Genomic DNA, 16,714 nt, shown 5'->3' with positions numbered 1-16,714 from the left:
TTCCGGTGATCAGTCCTCGGTTTTCCCGGTGATCAACCAACCGCAGGGCGCAGCCAGATCGTCGGCTTCCGTCGGTCCCATCGAGCCCGGCGCATAGTTCTTCACCGCGGGCGGATCGTTCAACAGCGGCGCCGCCACCTCCCACACGTGGGCCAGGCCGTCGGGTCTGGTGAACAGCGATCGGTCCCCGTTCAGTACATCGAGGATCAGCCGGGAGTACGGGCTCAACGGCTCCGCGTCGGGCACCGATTTCAGCGGCAACGACAGATGCCCGACGGACAGGTCGAAATCCGGTCCGGGTTCCTTGACCGTCATGGCGATATCGATGCTGCCGTCACCGGACAGGTCGAACGAGAGCACCGCGCCGTCCTCGGGCAGCGTCGACAGTGGACTGTCGGCGGGCTTGCGGAACACCAGCGACACCCGCTGCGCTCCGGCACCGAGCATCTTGCCGGTACGAAGCAGGAACGGCACCCCACGCCAGCGATCGGTATCCACCCACAGCTTCGCGGCCACGAACGTGTCGACCGTCGAATCCTCGGCAACGCCGTCGACGTCGCGGTAGCCGTCGTACTGCCCCAGAACCACCTCGTCGGTGTCGAGTGGACGGAACTGCCCGATCACCGTTTCGCGAGCCGACTGCAGATCCTCGGCCTTCAACGACGCAGGGGGTTCCATGGCCACCTCGGCGGCCACCTGGAACAGATGGGTCACCAGCATGTCCAGTACGGCACCGGTCTCGTCGTAGAACTCGGCGCGGTCGTCGATGTCGAGTGTCTCGGGCACGTCGATCTGCACATGCTCCACGTGCTCGGAGTTCCAGATGCCGCTGATCATGCCGTTGGCGAACCGCAGCACGTGCAGGTTCTGCGTTGCTTCCTTACCGAGGAAATGATCGATGCGATAGACCTGTTCCTCCTTCACGACCTCGTGCACCGCCTTGTCGAGTTCCTCGAAGTTGTGCTGCGAGGTGCCGAACGGCTTCTCGTACACCACTCGGGAACCCTCGGCGAGATCGTGTGCACCCAGGGCCTTCGTGTAGTCGACGAACGTGCTCGGCGGCAGCGCGATGTAGTGCACCAGCTGTGCGTCGTCACCGATCTCTTTCCTGGCGTCGGCGACGACGTCGGGGAGCTTGCCGGGATCGTCGACGGTGAAGCCGTTGCCCGCGAAACGGATTCGCTTCGAGAACGCCGACCAATCGTCGTCGGCCACGTTCTCGGCGAACTCGTCGAGCACATCTTTCACGTGGTCGCGGAACTCGTCGTCGGACGAGTCCTTGCGACCGTTGCCGATCAGGATCCATTTCTCCGGCAGCAGGCCTTCGACGTGGAGTTGGTAGAACGACGGCAGAACCATTCGCTTCGCGAGGTCTCCGGTCGCGCCGAACAGGACGAATACAGTGGGTTGCGAGGACGCCATGACCTCCACTATGCACCGCATAGTGCTACCTAGGTGAGAGTGCACGAAGATGACCAGATCACGGTTTCACGGAGAGATCTACGGGGTAGGTACGACATCGGGAGTGCGCATCGTCGTCGGACACTGGACGCGCTCGCCCCTCGGCGAATTCACCGATGTGATGGTCCAATTCGCGGACGGTCGACGCCTACTCGTGGCCCCGAACGAGGCGGTACGTGAATTCGTCACGGCGACATACTCGTTCGATTCCACCGAGCTGGTACCGGTCACCTTCTCCGAACAGCCCGACGGGTGGCGGTCCGTCGTGGCCGGGGATCTGTCGGTACGCATCCGAGTGGCCGGACCGACGGTTCTCGGCCGCGCCCTGAGCCTCGTCCCCGACGCCGTGTCCACCGCACCGTGGTTCTGCACGATCAGCGACCCCATCGCCCGAGTGATACTGCGCGGAGTGCGAACTCGCGGCAGCGCCGGCGGAGGCCGGCGCGAATACTACGGAGCCAGGCACCAGCACCGCGTCGTCGACGTCGTCGCATCCTGGCAAGGAGAGGACCTCGGCTCGCTGACGCCCGTCACTCCCCCGGTGACGTTCGGATTCGGCAGCACCCCCGCGGCACCGTCGGTCACCTCCATCACCACCACGATCGACTCGTAGACCACTGCTGTTTCACACCACTGCTGCTCCGACTTCGCGCAGTTCGTCGAGAGCCGCTGCGGAAGTCTCGGGAGCGACCCCGGCCACCAGATCGGTGAGAACCCGAACGTCCAGGTGCTGTGCCACTGCATCTTTCGCCGACGCCAGCACGCAGTAATCGGTGGCGAGACCGACGATGTCGACGGCCGTCACCTCGTTGGCGGTCAGGATCTCGGACAGGGATGTTCCGTCCTCGGTGACGCCTTCGAACGCCGAGTACGACGGTCTGCCCTGCCCCTTGTAGACATGCACGTCGACGCTGCCGGTTCGGTAATCCGGGTGATATTCCGCGCCGACCGTTCCCGCGACGCAGTGCACGGGCCACGTGGTGACGAAATCCGGGGCAGCGTCGGTGGCGAAATGTCCACCGTTGTCGCTGTCGCCGTCGTGCCAGTCGCGTGAGGACACCACGAGGTCGTAGTCGTCGCCGCTCCGGGCGAGGTACGCGCTGATCCTGCGCGCCACCTCCCCACCGCCGACCACGGCCAGAGCACCACCCTCGGTGAAATCGTTCTGAACATCGACTACCAACAGAGCACGAGTCATGTGTCCCAGTATCCTCGACGGGTGCGCGTGTCGTCTCTGGTGACCTATCCCGTCAAAGGATGTGCCGGTACGGCACTGGACTCGGCCCGGGTGAGCACAGCCGGTCTCGAACACGACCGAGCGTTCATGATCGTCGACTCCGACGGCTCGTTCCGCAGCCAACGCACCGATCCCGTGCTGGCCGTCGTTCGTTGCTCGGTGGAAAACGGCTCACTGACACTGCGCCACGAGAGCGCAGGGAGCGTCACCGCCGTCGTCGATCGTGATTCCGCGGACCGCGGGGTCACGATGTTCGGCACGCCGCTGCGGGGCATCGACCAGGGCGACGACATCGCCGCCTGGCTCACCGACGTCATCGGCGAGCCCTCCCGCCTCGTCGCCGCGCCCCGCGATCACGGCCGCGTCACCGACGGAATCCGTCCCGGCTCGGCCCATTTCGCCGACAGCGCCGCCGTCCACATCCTCTCGACCGCCACGCTGGCCGGTCTGAACTCTCGCCTCGACGCCCCGCTGCCGATCGACCGATTTCGGCCCAACATCGTCGTCGACGGCTCGCAGGACGCTCATGTCGAGGACGAAGTGCGCAACATCTCGATCGGCGACGCACGATTGGCGTACACGAAGCTGGCGATCCGCTGCGCCGTCACCACGGTGGAGCAGAGCACCGGTATTCGCACCGGACCCGAACCTCTGCGCACTCTCGGCACCTACCGCCGGGCTCGGCAGAAGGGCGTCGCCTTCGGTTCGAAGTTCTCGGTGATCGAGGAAGGGACAATCTCGGTCGGGGACGAACTACGCGTCGAGACCTGGGGCGAATCGGAGCTGTAACTCGAACGGCATGTGGTTCGCCCACCCGTTTCGAGCTCGCAGCCGAAGATGCTGTTCTGCACCGAGTTCGACGCGTCGCCGTCCAGTGCCGAGTGCGGACGTCGTGCCGCGGTAGCGGATGAATGCGGTGAGCTCGTGGCCACCCGGTGCCAGCTCGTAGGTCGACGGTTTCGACCACGACTGGCGATGCTCCACGCCGTCGATCGTCACGAACGGCCGCGCCAGCATGCGCACCAACGACGCGTTCACCCAATGTGGAGCGAACTCGATCTCGATCGTGCTCACGTCAGCCTCCCTGGTGCGCTGAGTGTCCACTATTCGGCTCCGCAGGCGGGATCCCGCCTAGGCGAACGAATTGTGGACAACTACGTCAGTCGCTCCGGTGGCGACCAGCGCCGCCAACTGGATGCGCGCCTGCCCGGCCCGGAGTTCGCGGGAGAACACCGCACCGGCGTCGAGCAGATCGTGGCCGCCGCCTCCGCCGCCGTACGTCGGCGAGGTCTCACCGAACGGCACCCGCGTCGTGACGACCACGTGCAGCCCGGCAGCAACGGCCTCTTTCACCGCGTGCACCACCAGAGCGTTGGTGTTACCCGAGCCCAACGCCTCGAGCACGATGCCCGACGCCCCGGCTTCGCGACAGGCATCGATCTGCACCCCGTCCGCGCCCGGGTACAGGGCCACCACGTCCACGCGCACTCCCGCGACGGGCTGCCACCGCAGCGGGTCCGGCCTCGGCACTGCTGCCGACCGAAAGGCGTCGAGTTCGGAAGTGTGCTTCTTGATCGCCCCGCGGGCCGGCAGTACTCGTCCGCCGAACGCGATCAGCACCCCCTGCTCGGACCGCGCCGCCGTCACCGCTGCGGCGATGTTGCCGGGGCCGTCCGGGTCCGGATGATCGGCGGTGCGTTGGGCCCCGGTGAACACCACCGCACGCGCGTCGTCGTGGAACAGGTCGACGTACAACGCCGACTCCTCCATGGTGTCGGTGCCGTGCAACACCACCACTCCGGCGCAGCCGTCCTCGGCCAACGCGTCGACCACGGCAGTGCGAATGGCGTCGAGATCGGCGAGGTCCAGGGCGGAGCTGTCCTTCGACATCACCTCGCGCACCACCACGCCGTCCATGTCGACGCCCACGCCTGCGACCGGCCGAGAAACCCCGTGCTCGTCGCGACTACTGGCGATCGTCCCACCGGTGGTCAACAACGCGACGAACTCAGCACTGTCGGGTCGTTCCGGCAGGCTCCACTCCTCAGTCATTACGGGCGGCTACCTCTCGAATTCTGTTGCGGCACATGTACCATCCGGCGATCAGCATCGGCGCGATGAGCAGGATGGACGCGACGGTCCATGTACCGACGGGTTTGTCGAAGGCCATCAGTACCAGTACACACGCCAGAAAGCCTAGCGTTGCGTAGCCGGTGTACGGGGCACCGAACAACCGGAACGCAGGCCGGGTTACCGCGCCGGTCTTGGACAGAGACCAGAACTTGAGCTGGCACGCCACGATGACGGCCCACGCGCTGATGATGCCGAGCGCAGCAAGGTTCAGCACGATCTCGAACGCCTGCGCCGGGACGACTGCGTTGAGGACGACCCCGAGCAGCGTCACCACCGACGTCAGTGCGATGCCGCCGTACGGAACTCCCTGCTTGTTCATGCGGGCCGCGAATTTCGGTGCCGAACCGGCGACCGCCATCGAATGCAGGATGCGACCGGTGGAGTACAGCCCGGCGTTGAGAGACGACAGCGCTGCGGTGAGCACGACGAGGTTCATGATCGCGTCGGCACCCTCGACGTCGATCGCTCCGAAGAATGTGACGAACGGGCTCTCCCCGGCCTGATACGCGGTGTACGGCAGCAACAGCGAGAGCAGCAGCACCGAGCCGACGTAGAAGACGACGATGCGGACGATGACGGTGTTGATCGCCTTTGGGATGACCTTCTCGGGGTTCTGCGTCTCTCCGGCGGCGGTACCGACCAATTCGATGGAGGCATAGGCGAATACGACGCCCTGGATCACGACGATCGCCGGAAGCAGTCCGTTGGGGATGAGACCGCCGTTGTCGGTGAGGACGCTCAGACCCGGAGCCTGACCGTCGATGGGGGTACCGAAGATGACGTAGTAGGTGCCGATCGCGAGGAACGTCACCAGGGCCACGACCTTGATGAGCGCGAACCAGAATTCGAGCTCACCGAACACCTTGACCGACACCAGGTTCAGACCGAGAACCAACACCAGGCCGGCCAGCGCGAACACCCACTGATCCACGTTGCCCAGCGGTGCCCAGTACTTCTTGAAGAAGTTCATGTACAACGCCACTGCCGTCACGTCCACGACGGCCGTCATCGCCCAGTTCATCCAGTACAACCACCCGGCCGCGAACGCGACCTTCTCACCGAAGAACTCGCGGGAGTACGAGACGAACGATCCGGACGACGGGCGGTGCATCACCAGCTCACCCAGCGCGCGCAGGATCAGGAATGCGAAGAAGCCGCACAGTGCGTAGACCAGAACCAACGCGGGCCCGGCGTCGCGCAGTCTTCCACCGGCACCCATGAACAGGCCGGTGCCGATCGCGCCGCCGATGGCGATCATCTGAATCTGGCGCGGAGCCAGCTCTTTTCGATACCCCAGCTCCTCCTCGCGGAAGGCCTGCTTCTGGATCGGGTTCTCGGTGCTCATCGCATTACCTCGTCGACGTCTCGGGAGCAACGGAATGCTCGGTGGGAGCCACCCGCAGGTTCGCGAGATGCTCGGGGCTCAGCAATCGATCCAGCTCTTCTCGCGCCAGCAGGCCCTTCTCGAGCACCAGGTCGACGACATTGCGGCCGGTGACCAGCGCTTCCTGCGCAATGGCCGTCGACTCCACGTACCCGAGGTACGGGCTGAGCGCGGTGACCAGACCGATCGAGTTCTCCACCCGCTCACGCAGCAGATCGATGTTCGCGGTGATGCCGGCGACGCACCGATGCGCGACGGTCCGGCAGGCCGCACTCAGATGCGCCATACCGTCGGACAGGGATTTGACGATGATCGGCTCGAAAGCGTTGAGCTGCAACTGCCCTGCCTCGGCGGCCATCGTGATGGTGACGTCGTGACCGATCACCTCGTAGGCAACCTGATTGAGAACCTCGGGAATGACGGGGTTGACCTTGCCGGGCATGATCGACGAACCCGCCTGCATCGGAGGCAGATTGATCTCGTTGAAGCCCGCGCGCGGCCCGGAGGACAGCAACCGAAGGTCGTTGCAGATCTTCGACAGTTTCACTGCGACGCGCTTGAGCACACCCGACAGGTGCACGAACTGACCGACGTCCTGCGTTGCCTCGATGAGGTCCGTTGCGGTGACCAACGGCAGGCCGGTGATGGTGCGCAGGTGCGCGACGGCCGACTCGGTGTATCCGGCAGGAGCATTGAGCCCGGTACCGATGGCCGTGGCCCCGAGGTTGATCTCGTGCACCAGCAGCGCGGCCTCCTCGAGCCGGGAGCAGTCCTCGTCGATCATGATCGCGTAGGTGCCGAACTCCTGACCGAGTGTCATCGGCACCGCGTCCTGCAGCTGGGTGCGGCCCATCTTCACGACGGTGGCAAACTCGCTTGCTTTGCGGGAGAACGAATCTCGCAGGACCTTCATCGATGCGATCAGCTCGTGCACCGCGAAGATGGTCGCGATGTTCACCGACGTCGGATACACGTCGTTGGTGGACTGCGAGGCGTTCACATGCTCGTTGGGGTGCAGCATCGAGTAGTCACCGTGCGCGTGGCCGAGGATTTCCAGGGCACGATTGGCGATGACCTCGTTGGCGTTCATGTTGGTCGACGTACCCGCGCCACCTTGAATGACGTCGACGACGAACTGCTCGTGCCACTGGCCGTCGAGAATTTCCTGGCACGCGGCCCGGATCGCTTCCCCGCGGGTGGCGTCGAGTATTCCGAGGTCCTGATTGGCCGCCGCGGCCGCCCACTTCACGGCTGCCAGCCCGCGTACGAGGTGGGCATTGGTGGAGATCGGCCGCCCCGTGATGGGAAAGTTCTCCAGCGCGCGCAGGGTATGGATCCCCCAGTAAACGGTCATCGGAATCTCGCGTTCGCCGAGAAGGTCTTTCTCGATGCGGGTATCGGCCACGGTGGGTGCGCTCCTTCAGGGGGTGTCCAGCTGTCCGGCTGTCTGACAGGTAGAGTGTGGCGTAGAACACCTCGTCGGTCAACCCCGGGATAGGATCACTGCATGAACCTGTCGGACAGCTGGGCAGTCAGTGCGCCCACCAATGCCCGCATGAGCGCCGCCGAAGCAGTCTTCGCCGACCTGCGTGCCGCGATCTCATCGGGAAAGCTCCCCGTCGGGCAGAAGCTCCCGTCCGAGGCGGCGCTGGCCGCGAGGCACAGCGTCAGTCGTTCCGTCATCCGCGAGGCTCTGCGCTCGTGCCACGCGCTCGGTCTGACCGAAACGAAGACGGGCCTCGGCACCTTCGTCGTCCGCGATCGAGTGGGTAGCGACCTCGACATCGGCAATTACGAGGCCCGTGAACTCATGGAGGCCCGACCCCACGTCGAGGTACCCGCAGCCGGGTGGGCGGCCGAACGACGTACCGCCGACGAGTTGGCGGTTCTCTCCGGCCTCGCCGACGAGATGCGTTCCGAGGACGACCACGAGGCCTGGGTCCTGTTGGACGCGCAGTTCCACACCGCCATCGCGCGGGCCAGCAGAAACCGCGTGTTCGAGTCGATCGTCGTCGACATCCGGGACGCCTTGACGCGGCAGTCCGAAACGTTGAACCTCGTCGCCCACCGGCAGCAGCAGTCCAACGTCGAACACGACGCCATCGTCGCCGGTATCCGATCCGGCGAGTACGACGCAGCAGCTCGCGCCATGACCGCGCACCTCGATGCGGTTCGTGATGCAGTGGAGTCGCTCGCCGATCGGCCCAGCTGACCGTACGACTAAGCTGCTGGCCGTGACGAAGGTACTGAACTCCCTCCCGGTCGGTGAACGAATCGGCATTGCATTCTCCGGTGGTCTCGACACCTCGGTAGCGGTGGCCTGGATGCGCGAGCACGGCGCGATCCCGTTTGCCTACACCGCCGACATCGGCCAGTACGACGAGCCGGATCTGTCCGACGTACCCGCCCGCGGCCTTGCGTACGGTGCCGAGCAGGCCCGGCTGATCGACTGCCGCGAACCGTTGGTCGAGGAAGGCCTCGCGGCACTGACCTGCGGCGCGTTCCACATCCGATCGTCGCTGCAGACGTACTTCAACACCACTCCCCTCGGCCGCGCGGTGACCGGCACGCTGCTCGTGCGCGCGATGCAGGAGGACGGCGTCTCGATCTGGGGCGACGGCTCGACGTACAAGGGCAACGACATCGAGCGGTTCTACCGCTACGGCCTGCTCGCCAACCCCGAGTTGCGCATCTACAAGCCGTGGCTCGACGAGGCATTCGTCGCCGAGCTCGGCGGCAGGCACGAGATGTCGCAGTGGCTCACCCAGCGCACCCTCCCCTACCGTGATTCGGCCGAGAAGGCGTACTCCACCGACGCCAACATCTGGGGTGCCACCCATGAGGCGAAGCGTCTCGAATACCTCGACACATCCCTCGAGATCGTCTCGCCCATCATGGGTGTCCGCTTCTGGGACCCCGAGGTCGAGATCGCAGCCGAGGACGTCACCGTCGACTTCGAGCGTGGCCGTCCCGTTCGGATCAACGGCAAGTCCTTCGACAGTGCCGTCGACCTGGTGATGGAAGCCAACGCGATCGGCGGACGCCACGGACTCGGCATGTCCGACCAGATCGAGAACCGGATCATCGAGGCCAAGAGTCGCGGCATCTACGAGGCCCCGGGTATGGCACTGCTGCACATCACGTACGAGCGGCTCGTCAACGCCGTCCACAACGAGGACACCATCGCCTCGTACCACAACGAGGGCCGCCGCCTCGGACGCCTGCTCTACGAGGGCCGCTGGTTCGATCCGCAGGCACTCATGCTGCGCGAGGGCCTGCAGCGCTGGGTCGGCAACGTCGTGACCGGCAGCGTGACGGTTCGCCTGCGCCGCGGTCAGGACTTCACCATCGTGGACACCCAGGGCAGGAACTTCAGCTACCACCCCGAGAAACTGTCGATGGAACGCAGCCAGGGGCAGGCCTTCTTCCCCGGCGACCGCATCGGCCAGTTGACCATGCGCAACCTCGACATCGCAGATTCGCGCAGCAAACTCGAGCAGTACGCCGCTCAGGATCAGCTGACCGCCTGGGGCGACCTGATCGGCGAACTCGCCCCCGGTGGAGCCGACGCCATCGCCGCCAGCAGCGCCGACAACTCGGTGGACTCCGCAGCCCTCGACCACGCCGCAATCGAGTCCGGCACCGACTGACTTCTGGCTGCCGAACTCGAAGTTATGGACGGATTTCTGCCGATGTCCGTCCATAACTTCGAGTTCGGCTACTCCTCGGGCTCCGTCAGGCCCTGATGCTCGTCGCGTTCCGCCCATTCGAGTAGCTCGTCGATTGCGAACACCGCGTCGTCGATACCCGCATGTAGGTCGCCCAGTTCGGCGTATCTGGCCGGTACGGTGAAAATCGTGAACTCGCGTGGATCGACGTCGGGTACCTCGGCCCACGAAATGGGTGTCGACACAGTCGCCCTCGGGTTTCCCCGCACCGAATACGCGCTGGCGATCGTATGGTCGCGGGCATTCTGGTTGTAATCGACGAACAACTTCGACGGGTCGCGATCCTTGCGCCACCACGTCGTCGTCACGTCCTCGGGTGCGCGGCGCTCCACCTCCCGCGCGAATGCCAGTGCAGCCCTTCGCAAGTCCTTGAAGCCGTGCGCGGGGTCGATGCGAACGTAGATGTGCAGACCGTGACCGCCCGAGGTCTTGGGCCAGCCGACTGCGCCGAGGTCACCGAGCACGTCCTGCACGACACCGGCGACGCGTTGGACCCGATCGAAGGGGCAGTCGGGCATCGGATCGAGGTCGATGCGCCATTCGTCGGGCATCTCGACGTCGGCGCGGCGCGAGTTCCACGGATGGAACTCCACCGTCGACATCTGCACCGCCCACGCCACGTGCGCCAATTCGGTCACGCACAGCTCGTCCGCGGTGCGGTTGTAGCGGGGGAACGTCACCTCGACGGTCTCCAACCACGGCGGGGCTCCGTGCGGCACCCGCTTCTGGTGCACTTTTTCACCGGCGAGGCCCTTGGGGAAGCGATGCATCATGCACGGCCGCTCCCGCAACGCGCGGACGATGCCGTCGCCGACGCTCAGGTAGTAGTTCACCAGGTCCAGCTTCGTGGCACCGCTCTCGGGGAAATACACCCGATCGGGGTTGGAAATGCGCACCGTGCGCGTGCCCACCTCGAGTTCTATTGCCGGAGATGCCATACCAGCGACACTAGATGTACCCGCGGCCGCGCGCGCTCGGAAGTCGGAGATTTTCTCGCAGGTCCACCGGAGCTACGTGTGGGAACGCAGCGTGATGCCGTAGCGGTCTCGCTTGCGGTAGATCGTGGCTCGACTCATTCCCAGTTCCTCGCCCGCCTGATTCATCGTGATGCCGGGCCGGCTGAGTACTCGAATCATCTCGTCGCGCTCGAACGTCTCGATTCGTGTCAGACGTTGGGTGGTCCGCGAAAGCACCTCGGGCGGCAAGTGATTGACGCCGACGACGTCGGCGCGGACCGCCGCCTCGTGCATCACCGTCGCCAACTCGGTGACGTTCCCCGGCCACGAATATCCGACGAGGGCTCGTTCGGCGTCTCCGGTCAGGCTGACCTCGCGTCCACGCGCCCGCAATGCCAGATGCCGAGCGAGCGGAGCGATGTCCTCGGGCCGATCGCGCAGCGGCGGGACCTCGACGACCGAACGCACCAATTGCGCCAGGGCAGCGGGAACAGCGTCGTAATCGGAGGCCGTCAGGGTGACGGGCACGCCGTCACCGACACGAGAGATCAGTTCCGCCAACGCGTCTGCCCCTCGCGCCGGAAGCCGGTCCACGTCGCGGACGATGACTGCGGTGTCGGGTTTGGGCAGCTCGGGCGTCCACAGATCCAGCCAGGCGTCGACGTCGCGCGCCGCCGGAACTCCGGCACTCAGAATTCGACCCCGTGGGCGGATGGTACGCAGCGCTCGGGCCAGAATCGTGGCACGTCCGGTTCCCGGTTCTCCCACCAGCAGGACCGAATCATGTTGGCTGAGAGCTGTTTCGGAGGACGCGAGAGCCTGATTCCACCGCGTCGACAGCGTCGGGACGCTGCCCGCACCCGGCCGACCCGACGACGCTTCGACGCGGAAGACCGTCCCACGTGGTGCCGGACGCGCGTGCTGTCCCTGCGCTCGCGCGAGCATCATCGCCGCGGTGTTCCCTGCCGCCGACTGAGCAAGGGCCAGCAGCAGATCCGTCGACGACTCCGACCACGTGGTGAGGTTGACGCAGCCCTCCACGGTGCCCGTCATCGGGTTCAGCACCGGTGCCGCGGCGCAGGTGTATCCGGTGAGCGAGAGCGAGTAATGCTCGGAGGCGCGCACCACTGCCGGAATTCGATCGGCGAGCGCGAGGGCGAGGCCGTTGGTGCCCGCCTGGTTCTCGCCGTACGAGAAGCCGGGGGCCAGATGCACACGGTCGAGCGCTGCCAACAGCTCACGGTCCGCGCTCACTCGATCGAGCACCAGACCGTCGGCGTCGGTCAACATCATCGACACCGGCTCGTTCGCCAACGTGTCGCGCAGTCCGTCGAGCACCTCACGCCCACATCGGTAGAACAGTGATTCGCCGTCGTAGGTGCCCGAAAATGCTGGTACGACGTCTTCGAGTGGCACTCCGAATTCCTGGCTTCGGTGCCACGATGCGAGCAACCGATGCGACACGGCAGCGAGGGGCTCCGAGTGCAAGCGGGCTCGTACGAGACCCTCGGGATCTGCCATGTGATTCAGGTTACATTCGCTGGTCGCCATGGATCCGAAACCAGCGTCTCGAATTGAGACATCGCGCTACTTCGTCGAGCCTTCGCCGCGCCTACCGTCATCCACAGATCGCTTGTGACAGACGTCACGCACAGTCTCTGGAGGTCAGCCATGTACAGCAAGAACGGCGAGAACTACTTCATCGTGGACGCCCACGTCGCGCTCTGGGATGCGCGGCAGGAGAACCAACGCAACATCCACGGCAAGCAGTTCATCGACTGCTTCTACGACTACCACCGCAACCTCTCCCCCGAGAGCGAGCTGTGGACCTATGACGAGTACCTCTACCAGGGCGGCGATCGGTTGATGCGCGACCTGTTCGAGATCGGATACGTCGACCACGCCATCTTCCAGCCCGCTCACCTGGGCGAGTTCTATCACCGCGGGTTCGGCCAGACCGACGAGGCATCGGCGCTCGCTGCAGCTCACCCGGACAAGCTGACCTACAACCATCACTTCGACCCACGCAACGGCGAGCGTGGCCTGGACCAACTGCGTGCCGACGCAGAACGCTTCGGGCTCAAGGGCGTCAAGCTCTACACGGCCGACTGGCACGGCGATTCTCGCGGTTACAAGCTCGACGACGACTGGACCCGGCGTTACCTCGACGTGTGCCGCGAGGTCGGCATCAAGAACATCCACGTGCACAAGGGACCCACCATCCGTCCGCTCGATCGCGATGCGTTCGACGTCGCAGACGTCGACCACGTGGCCACCGACTTCACCGATCTGAACTTCGTCGTCGAACACTGCGGACTGCCGCGCCTGGAGGACTTCTGCTGGATCGCCACCCAGGAGCCCAACGTGTATGCCGGCCTCGCGGTCGCCATCCCGTTCATGCACACGCGGCCGAAGTACTTCGGTCAGATCATGGGCGAGCTGCTGTACTGGCTCGGCGAGGACCGCATCTTCTTCTCCTCCGATTACGCACTGTGGACGCCCAAGTGGTTGGTCGAAGGATTCGTCGATTTCCAGATCCACGAGTCCCTCGACGAATACGCACCGATCACACTCGAGCAGAAGAAAAAGGTCCTGGGCTTGAACGCCGCAAAGCTCTACGACATCCCGGTGCCCGCCGAGCTGCAGCTGCCCGACGCCGACGAAACCGAGACCGGACCGCGTCAGCCCGAACGCGCCGACCTTGCGGCGGTGTGACGTGACGACTGCTGTGACCACCAGGAAGGACGAGGCGTACACCGCCCTCGGAGTCGTCCTGGATCCCGAATTGGACGAGCCGATCACCGATCTCGGGTTCGTGCGATCCCTCGAAGTCGACGAGGGCACAGTGCACGTTCATCTTCGACTGCCCACGTCGTTCTGCTCACCGAATTTCGCGTATCTGATGGCGGGAGACTCCAAGGACGTGCTGACGGCGTTGCCGTGGACCGAGCACGTTCTCGTCGAACTCGACGATCACCACGACTCGGACAAGATCAATGCCGGCCTCGCCGCCGACGCCGGCTACCGCGGCACCTTCGGACACGAGGCCGAGGAGGATCTCGAGGAACTACGAGCGACGTTCCGTCGCAAGGCCTATGTGGCGGCGATGGAACGGTCGCTCATGGCGTGGTTGCGCGCCAATCCCGACTCGACCGAGAACGACCTGGCCGCAGTGGTTCTCGCAGACCTACCGGACAACCGCACGACGACCGCGCTGCTTCGCCGACGCGAGGCTCTCGGCCTGCGGACCAATCCGGCCGCACCGGCACTGGTCGATCATGCGGGTCGTCCACACACCGGCGACCTCACGATGGTGATGCGACGCGCCCGCGCCACCCGCGTTTCGATCGACGGTAATGCGCACTTCTGCCGCGGATTGCTGCAGACCCGCTACCCCGGCGCAGAGGAACAGCAAGTCCCTCGCGAAGAGGGCGCGTTCGTTCCTCTCACCACTCTCACTGTCCCCCTCCGCACTACACAGGAGCATGTTTCATGAGTTCGATGCGCGCCGTCCAGGTCGTCGGATATCACAAGAATCTGGAGATGACCGAGGTACCGATTCCGGAAGTACAGGGCCCACTCGACGTCATCGTCAGGATCGGCGGTGCCGGCGTCTGCCGTACCGATCTGCACATTCTCGAAGGCCAGTGGGCCGAGAAGTCCGGCGTCACACTGCCTTACACGATCGGCCACGAGAACGCCGGGTGGGTCCACGCCGTCGGCTCGGCCGTCACCAACGTCCGCGAGGGCGACAAGGTGATTCTGCATCCACTCGTCACGTGCGGGTTGTGCCGGGCGTGCCGCTCGGGCGACGACGTCCACTGCGAGACGAGCGATTTCCCGGGTATCGACACCAACGGTGGATACGCCGATTACCTACGGACCAATGCGCGAACCGTCGTCAAGATCGATGATTCACTCGAACCGTCCGCAGTCGCTGCACTTGCCGATGCCGGCCTGACGGCATATCACGCGGCCGCGAAGGCGGCCCGGCGTCTGACTCCCCGCGACAAGTGCGTCGTCATCGGAGCAGGCGGCCTCGGCCACATCGGCATTCAGGTACTCGAAGCACTGTCGCCCGCCGAGCTGATCGTCATCGACCGCAATGCCGACGCCGTGAAACTCGCGCTCACCTTGGGGGCCGATCACGCGGTGGTCGCCGACGGCAGTCAGGTCGATCAGGTCATGGAACTCACCGGCGGCTTCGGAGCCGAGGTGGTACTCGACTTCGTCGGTGAGAACGGTTCCACGGCAGAGGGATTGGCCATGACGAGGCGGGCCGGCGACTATCACGTCATCGGGTACGGAGAGAACGTCGACGTGCCGACCATCGACCTGGTGTCGGCGGAGAAGAACATCGTCGGCAATCTCGTCGGGTCCTACAACGACCTGTGCGATCTGATGTCACTCGCCGCCCGCGGTGCCGTCAACCTGCACACGCAGACGTACGCACTGGACGACTTCCAGAGCGCCATCGACGACCTCGACAACGGACGAGTTCGCGGCCGCGCGATTCTCGTACCCTGAAATCGGGTAGTACCCACCAGCACCATTCCAACTACGAGGAGCAACGTTGATCTTCATCACCGCCAAGTTCAAGGTCAAGCCCGAGCACGCCGACAACTGGCCCGAGATCTCACGCGACTTCACCGAAGCCTGCCAGGCCGAGGAAGGATGCCTCTGGTACTTCTGGTCCCGCACCCTGGACGACCCCACCGAGTACGTCCTCGTGGAGGCGTTCAAGGACCCGGATGCCGGTGCCGCCCATGTGAATTCGGATCACTTCAAGCAGGCCCAGAAGGATCTTCCGCCGTACCTGGTGGAGACGCCGAAGATCATCAGCCAGGAAGTCGACGGCACCGATTGGAACGAACTGGGCGAACTCGCGGTCGACTAGTTCCTTTCGCGATCCCGGATCACCTGACCGAGGGTCATGACGGCGTCGGCGAATTGCCCGGGCAACTCCTGGGGCGGGTTGTGGCCGCACTCGACCTGACGAACATCGATCAGGTCGGTGAAGTGCGCCGCGTGGTCCGGGCGGCCGTACAGCGAGGCGACGGTGTCCTCGGTCGGATCGATCACGACCGTGGGCACCGTGATCGCCGGTTGCCGTGTCAGCAACTCCTGCGTCGCGGCGTAAGCGACGTCGCCCGCCTCGATTCCGTATCGGTGCCGATAGGAATGCACGGACACATCCACGAAATCGGGGTTGTCGAACGAGGGCGCGGTGGCCGCGAATTCGGAGTCCCCGAACCGCCATGTCGGCGACCAATCCGTCCACAGTGTCTGCGCGATCTCGGCGCGGTAGGCCGCGAGCCCGGCCCTGCCGCGCTCGGAGTGCAGGTAGTACTGATACCAGTACCGCTTCTCGAGGTGCGGCGGCACCGGCGTGGACACAGCGGCAGCGATGTCCTGGACCAGATATCCGGAGACACTCACCAGGCCCGACACCAGCTCCGGCCACAGCGCGGCGACGACGCACGCTGCTCGCCCACCCCAGTCGTAGCCGGCGACGATCGGTCGGTCCAGTGCCAGCGCGACGATCAGCTCACGAAGGTCGTGGCCGATCGCAGCCTGTTCACCCGAGCGCATCGTGTCGGCGTCGACGAAGCGAGTCGGTCCGAAGCCGCGCAGGTAGGGCACCACCACGTCGTAGCCGGATTCGGCGAGCAGCCTGGCAACGTCGTCGTAGGACCTGGTGTCGTAGGGAAATCCGTGCAACAGCACCACCGAGCGGCCCGCCGGATCACCGAAGCGGTCGAACGACACATCCAGCACCCCTGCGCGAATCATCATCGGTCCATGTTCGCATTGT

At 65.0% G+C, this 16,714-nt stretch carries 17 protein-coding genes; 8 read left to right on the top strand and 9 right to left on the bottom strand.

All coding sequences use genetic code 11. The annotated features are described in order from the left end of the window. Positions 1 to 9: 9 nt before the first annotated feature. Positions 10 to 1,422 (bottom strand): glucose-6-phosphate dehydrogenase (NADP(+)), encoded by a 1,413-nt coding sequence (locus J2X62_RS21000; protein WP_027498429.1) that lies wholly within the window; start codon positions 1,420 to 1,422, stop codon positions 10 to 12. Positions 1,423 to 1,471: 49 nt separating this feature from the next. On the opposite strand from J2X62_RS21000, the gene J2X62_RS20995 reads away from it, so the two are divergent. After that, positions 1,472 to 2,074, top strand: coding sequence for a hypothetical protein (locus tag J2X62_RS20995; protein WP_032386158.1), 603 nt, complete (start codon positions 1,472 to 1,474; stop codon positions 2,072 to 2,074). A 12-nt stretch (positions 2,075 to 2,086) separates the two neighbouring features. Here J2X62_RS20995 and J2X62_RS20990 read toward each other — a convergent pair whose 3' ends face one another. Next, on the bottom strand, positions 2,087 to 2,659 hold the full coding sequence (locus tag J2X62_RS20990; protein WP_032365156.1) for an isochorismatase family protein: 573 nt from the start codon (positions 2,657 to 2,659) through the stop codon (positions 2,087 to 2,089). Between the two features lie 21 nt (positions 2,660 to 2,680). Here J2X62_RS20990 and J2X62_RS20985 point away from each other — a divergent pair, with 21 nt between their 5' ends. Further along, entirely contained in the window at positions 2,681 to 3,487 is an 807-nt protein-coding gene (locus J2X62_RS20985; protein ID WP_310183132.1) for an MOSC N-terminal beta barrel domain-containing protein, read from the top strand. On the opposite strand, the gene J2X62_RS20980 is transcribed toward J2X62_RS20985, so the two are convergent. From J2X62_RS20980 to aspA, 4 genes are read right to left on the bottom strand one after another with little or no spacing between them, the layout of a single operon-like run. Continuing rightward, positions 3,452 to 3,772, bottom strand: coding sequence for a hypothetical protein (locus tag J2X62_RS20980; protein ID WP_310183130.1), 321 nt, complete (start codon positions 3,770 to 3,772; stop codon positions 3,452 to 3,454). The genes J2X62_RS20985 and J2X62_RS20980 overlap by 36 nt on opposite strands. Positions 3,773 to 3,829: 57 nt before the next feature. Next, entirely contained in the window at positions 3,830 to 4,750 is a 921-nt protein-coding gene (locus tag J2X62_RS20975; protein WP_094643896.1) for an asparaginase, read from the bottom strand. Next, entirely contained in the window at positions 4,743 to 6,176 is a 1,434-nt protein-coding gene (locus tag J2X62_RS20970) for an amino acid permease (protein WP_027498435.1), read from the bottom strand. The genes J2X62_RS20975 and J2X62_RS20970 overlap by 8 nt, the downstream gene beginning before the upstream one ends. A gap of 4 nt (positions 6,177 to 6,180) precedes the next feature. Beyond that, positions 6,181 to 7,620, bottom strand: a complete 1,440-nt coding sequence (aspA, locus tag J2X62_RS20965) for an aspartate ammonia-lyase (protein WP_310183126.1) — start codon at positions 7,618 to 7,620, stop codon at positions 6,181 to 6,183. A gap of 102 nt (positions 7,621 to 7,722) precedes the next feature. Here aspA and J2X62_RS20960 point away from each other — a divergent pair, with 102 nt between their 5' ends. Both J2X62_RS20960 and argG read left to right on the top strand, forming a co-directional pair. Then, positions 7,723 to 8,427, top strand: coding sequence for a FadR/GntR family transcriptional regulator (locus tag J2X62_RS20960; protein WP_310183124.1), 705 nt, complete (start codon positions 7,723 to 7,725; stop codon positions 8,425 to 8,427). A 22-nt stretch (positions 8,428 to 8,449) separates the two neighbouring features. After that, complete coding sequence (gene argG, locus J2X62_RS20955; RefSeq protein ID WP_230073350.1) at positions 8,450 to 9,865, top strand: argininosuccinate synthase; 1,416 nt, start codon at positions 8,450 to 8,452, stop codon at positions 9,863 to 9,865. Positions 9,866 to 9,933: 68 nt separating this feature from the next. Here the strand turns inward: argG and ligD are convergent, their stop codons facing one another. Both ligD and J2X62_RS20945 read right to left on the bottom strand, forming a co-directional pair. Beyond that, on the bottom strand, positions 9,934 to 10,881 hold the full coding sequence (gene ligD / locus J2X62_RS20950) for a non-homologous end-joining DNA ligase (RefSeq protein ID WP_094692607.1): 948 nt from the start codon (positions 10,879 to 10,881) through the stop codon (positions 9,934 to 9,936). A gap of 72 nt (positions 10,882 to 10,953) precedes the next feature. Continuing rightward, positions 10,954 to 12,420 carry a helix-turn-helix domain-containing protein gene (locus J2X62_RS20945; RefSeq protein ID WP_051365423.1) on the bottom strand — a complete coding sequence of 489 codons (1,467 nt, stop codon included), beginning with the start codon at positions 12,418 to 12,420 and terminating at the stop codon, positions 10,954 to 10,956. A 150-nt stretch (positions 12,421 to 12,570) separates the two neighbouring features. Here J2X62_RS20945 and J2X62_RS20940 point away from each other — a divergent pair, with 150 nt between their 5' ends. The 4 genes from J2X62_RS20940 to J2X62_RS20925 are packed head-to-tail and all read left to right on the top strand — an operon-like array spanning position 12,571 to position 15,796. Then, complete coding sequence (locus tag J2X62_RS20940) at positions 12,571 to 13,614, top strand: amidohydrolase family protein (RefSeq protein WP_094622774.1); 1,044 nt, start codon at positions 12,571 to 12,573, stop codon at positions 13,612 to 13,614. Position 13,615: 1 nt separating this feature from the next. After that, the gene (locus J2X62_RS20935; protein WP_310183118.1) at positions 13,616 to 14,395 is read left to right on the top strand and encodes an iron-sulfur cluster assembly protein; all 780 of its coding nucleotides are present in this window, start codon (positions 13,616 to 13,618) and stop codon (positions 14,393 to 14,395) included. A gap of 5 nt (positions 14,396 to 14,400) precedes the next feature. Further along, a complete protein-coding gene (locus J2X62_RS20930) occupies positions 14,401 to 15,426 on the top strand; it encodes an NAD(P)-dependent alcohol dehydrogenase (RefSeq protein ID WP_027498442.1) in 1,026 nt (341 codons plus the stop codon). Between the two features lie 46 nt (positions 15,427 to 15,472). Next, on the top strand, positions 15,473 to 15,796 hold the full coding sequence (locus tag J2X62_RS20925) for a putative quinol monooxygenase (RefSeq protein WP_032365151.1): 324 nt from the start codon (positions 15,473 to 15,475) through the stop codon (positions 15,794 to 15,796). Here the strand turns inward: J2X62_RS20925 and J2X62_RS20920 are convergent. Further along, positions 15,793 to 16,695, bottom strand: a complete 903-nt coding sequence (locus J2X62_RS20920) for an alpha/beta hydrolase (RefSeq protein ID WP_310183115.1) — start codon at positions 16,693 to 16,695, stop codon at positions 15,793 to 15,795. The two genes, J2X62_RS20925 and J2X62_RS20920, sit on opposite strands and share 4 nt — an antisense overlap. Between the last annotated feature and the right edge of the window lie 19 nt (positions 16,696 to 16,714).

Source organism: Rhodococcus sp. 3258 (genome assembly GCF_031456475.1).
GTDB lineage: Bacteria > Actinomycetota > Actinomycetes > Mycobacteriales > Mycobacteriaceae > Rhodococcoides > Rhodococcoides fascians.
This window is presented reverse-complemented; position numbering and strand designations above follow the sequence as displayed.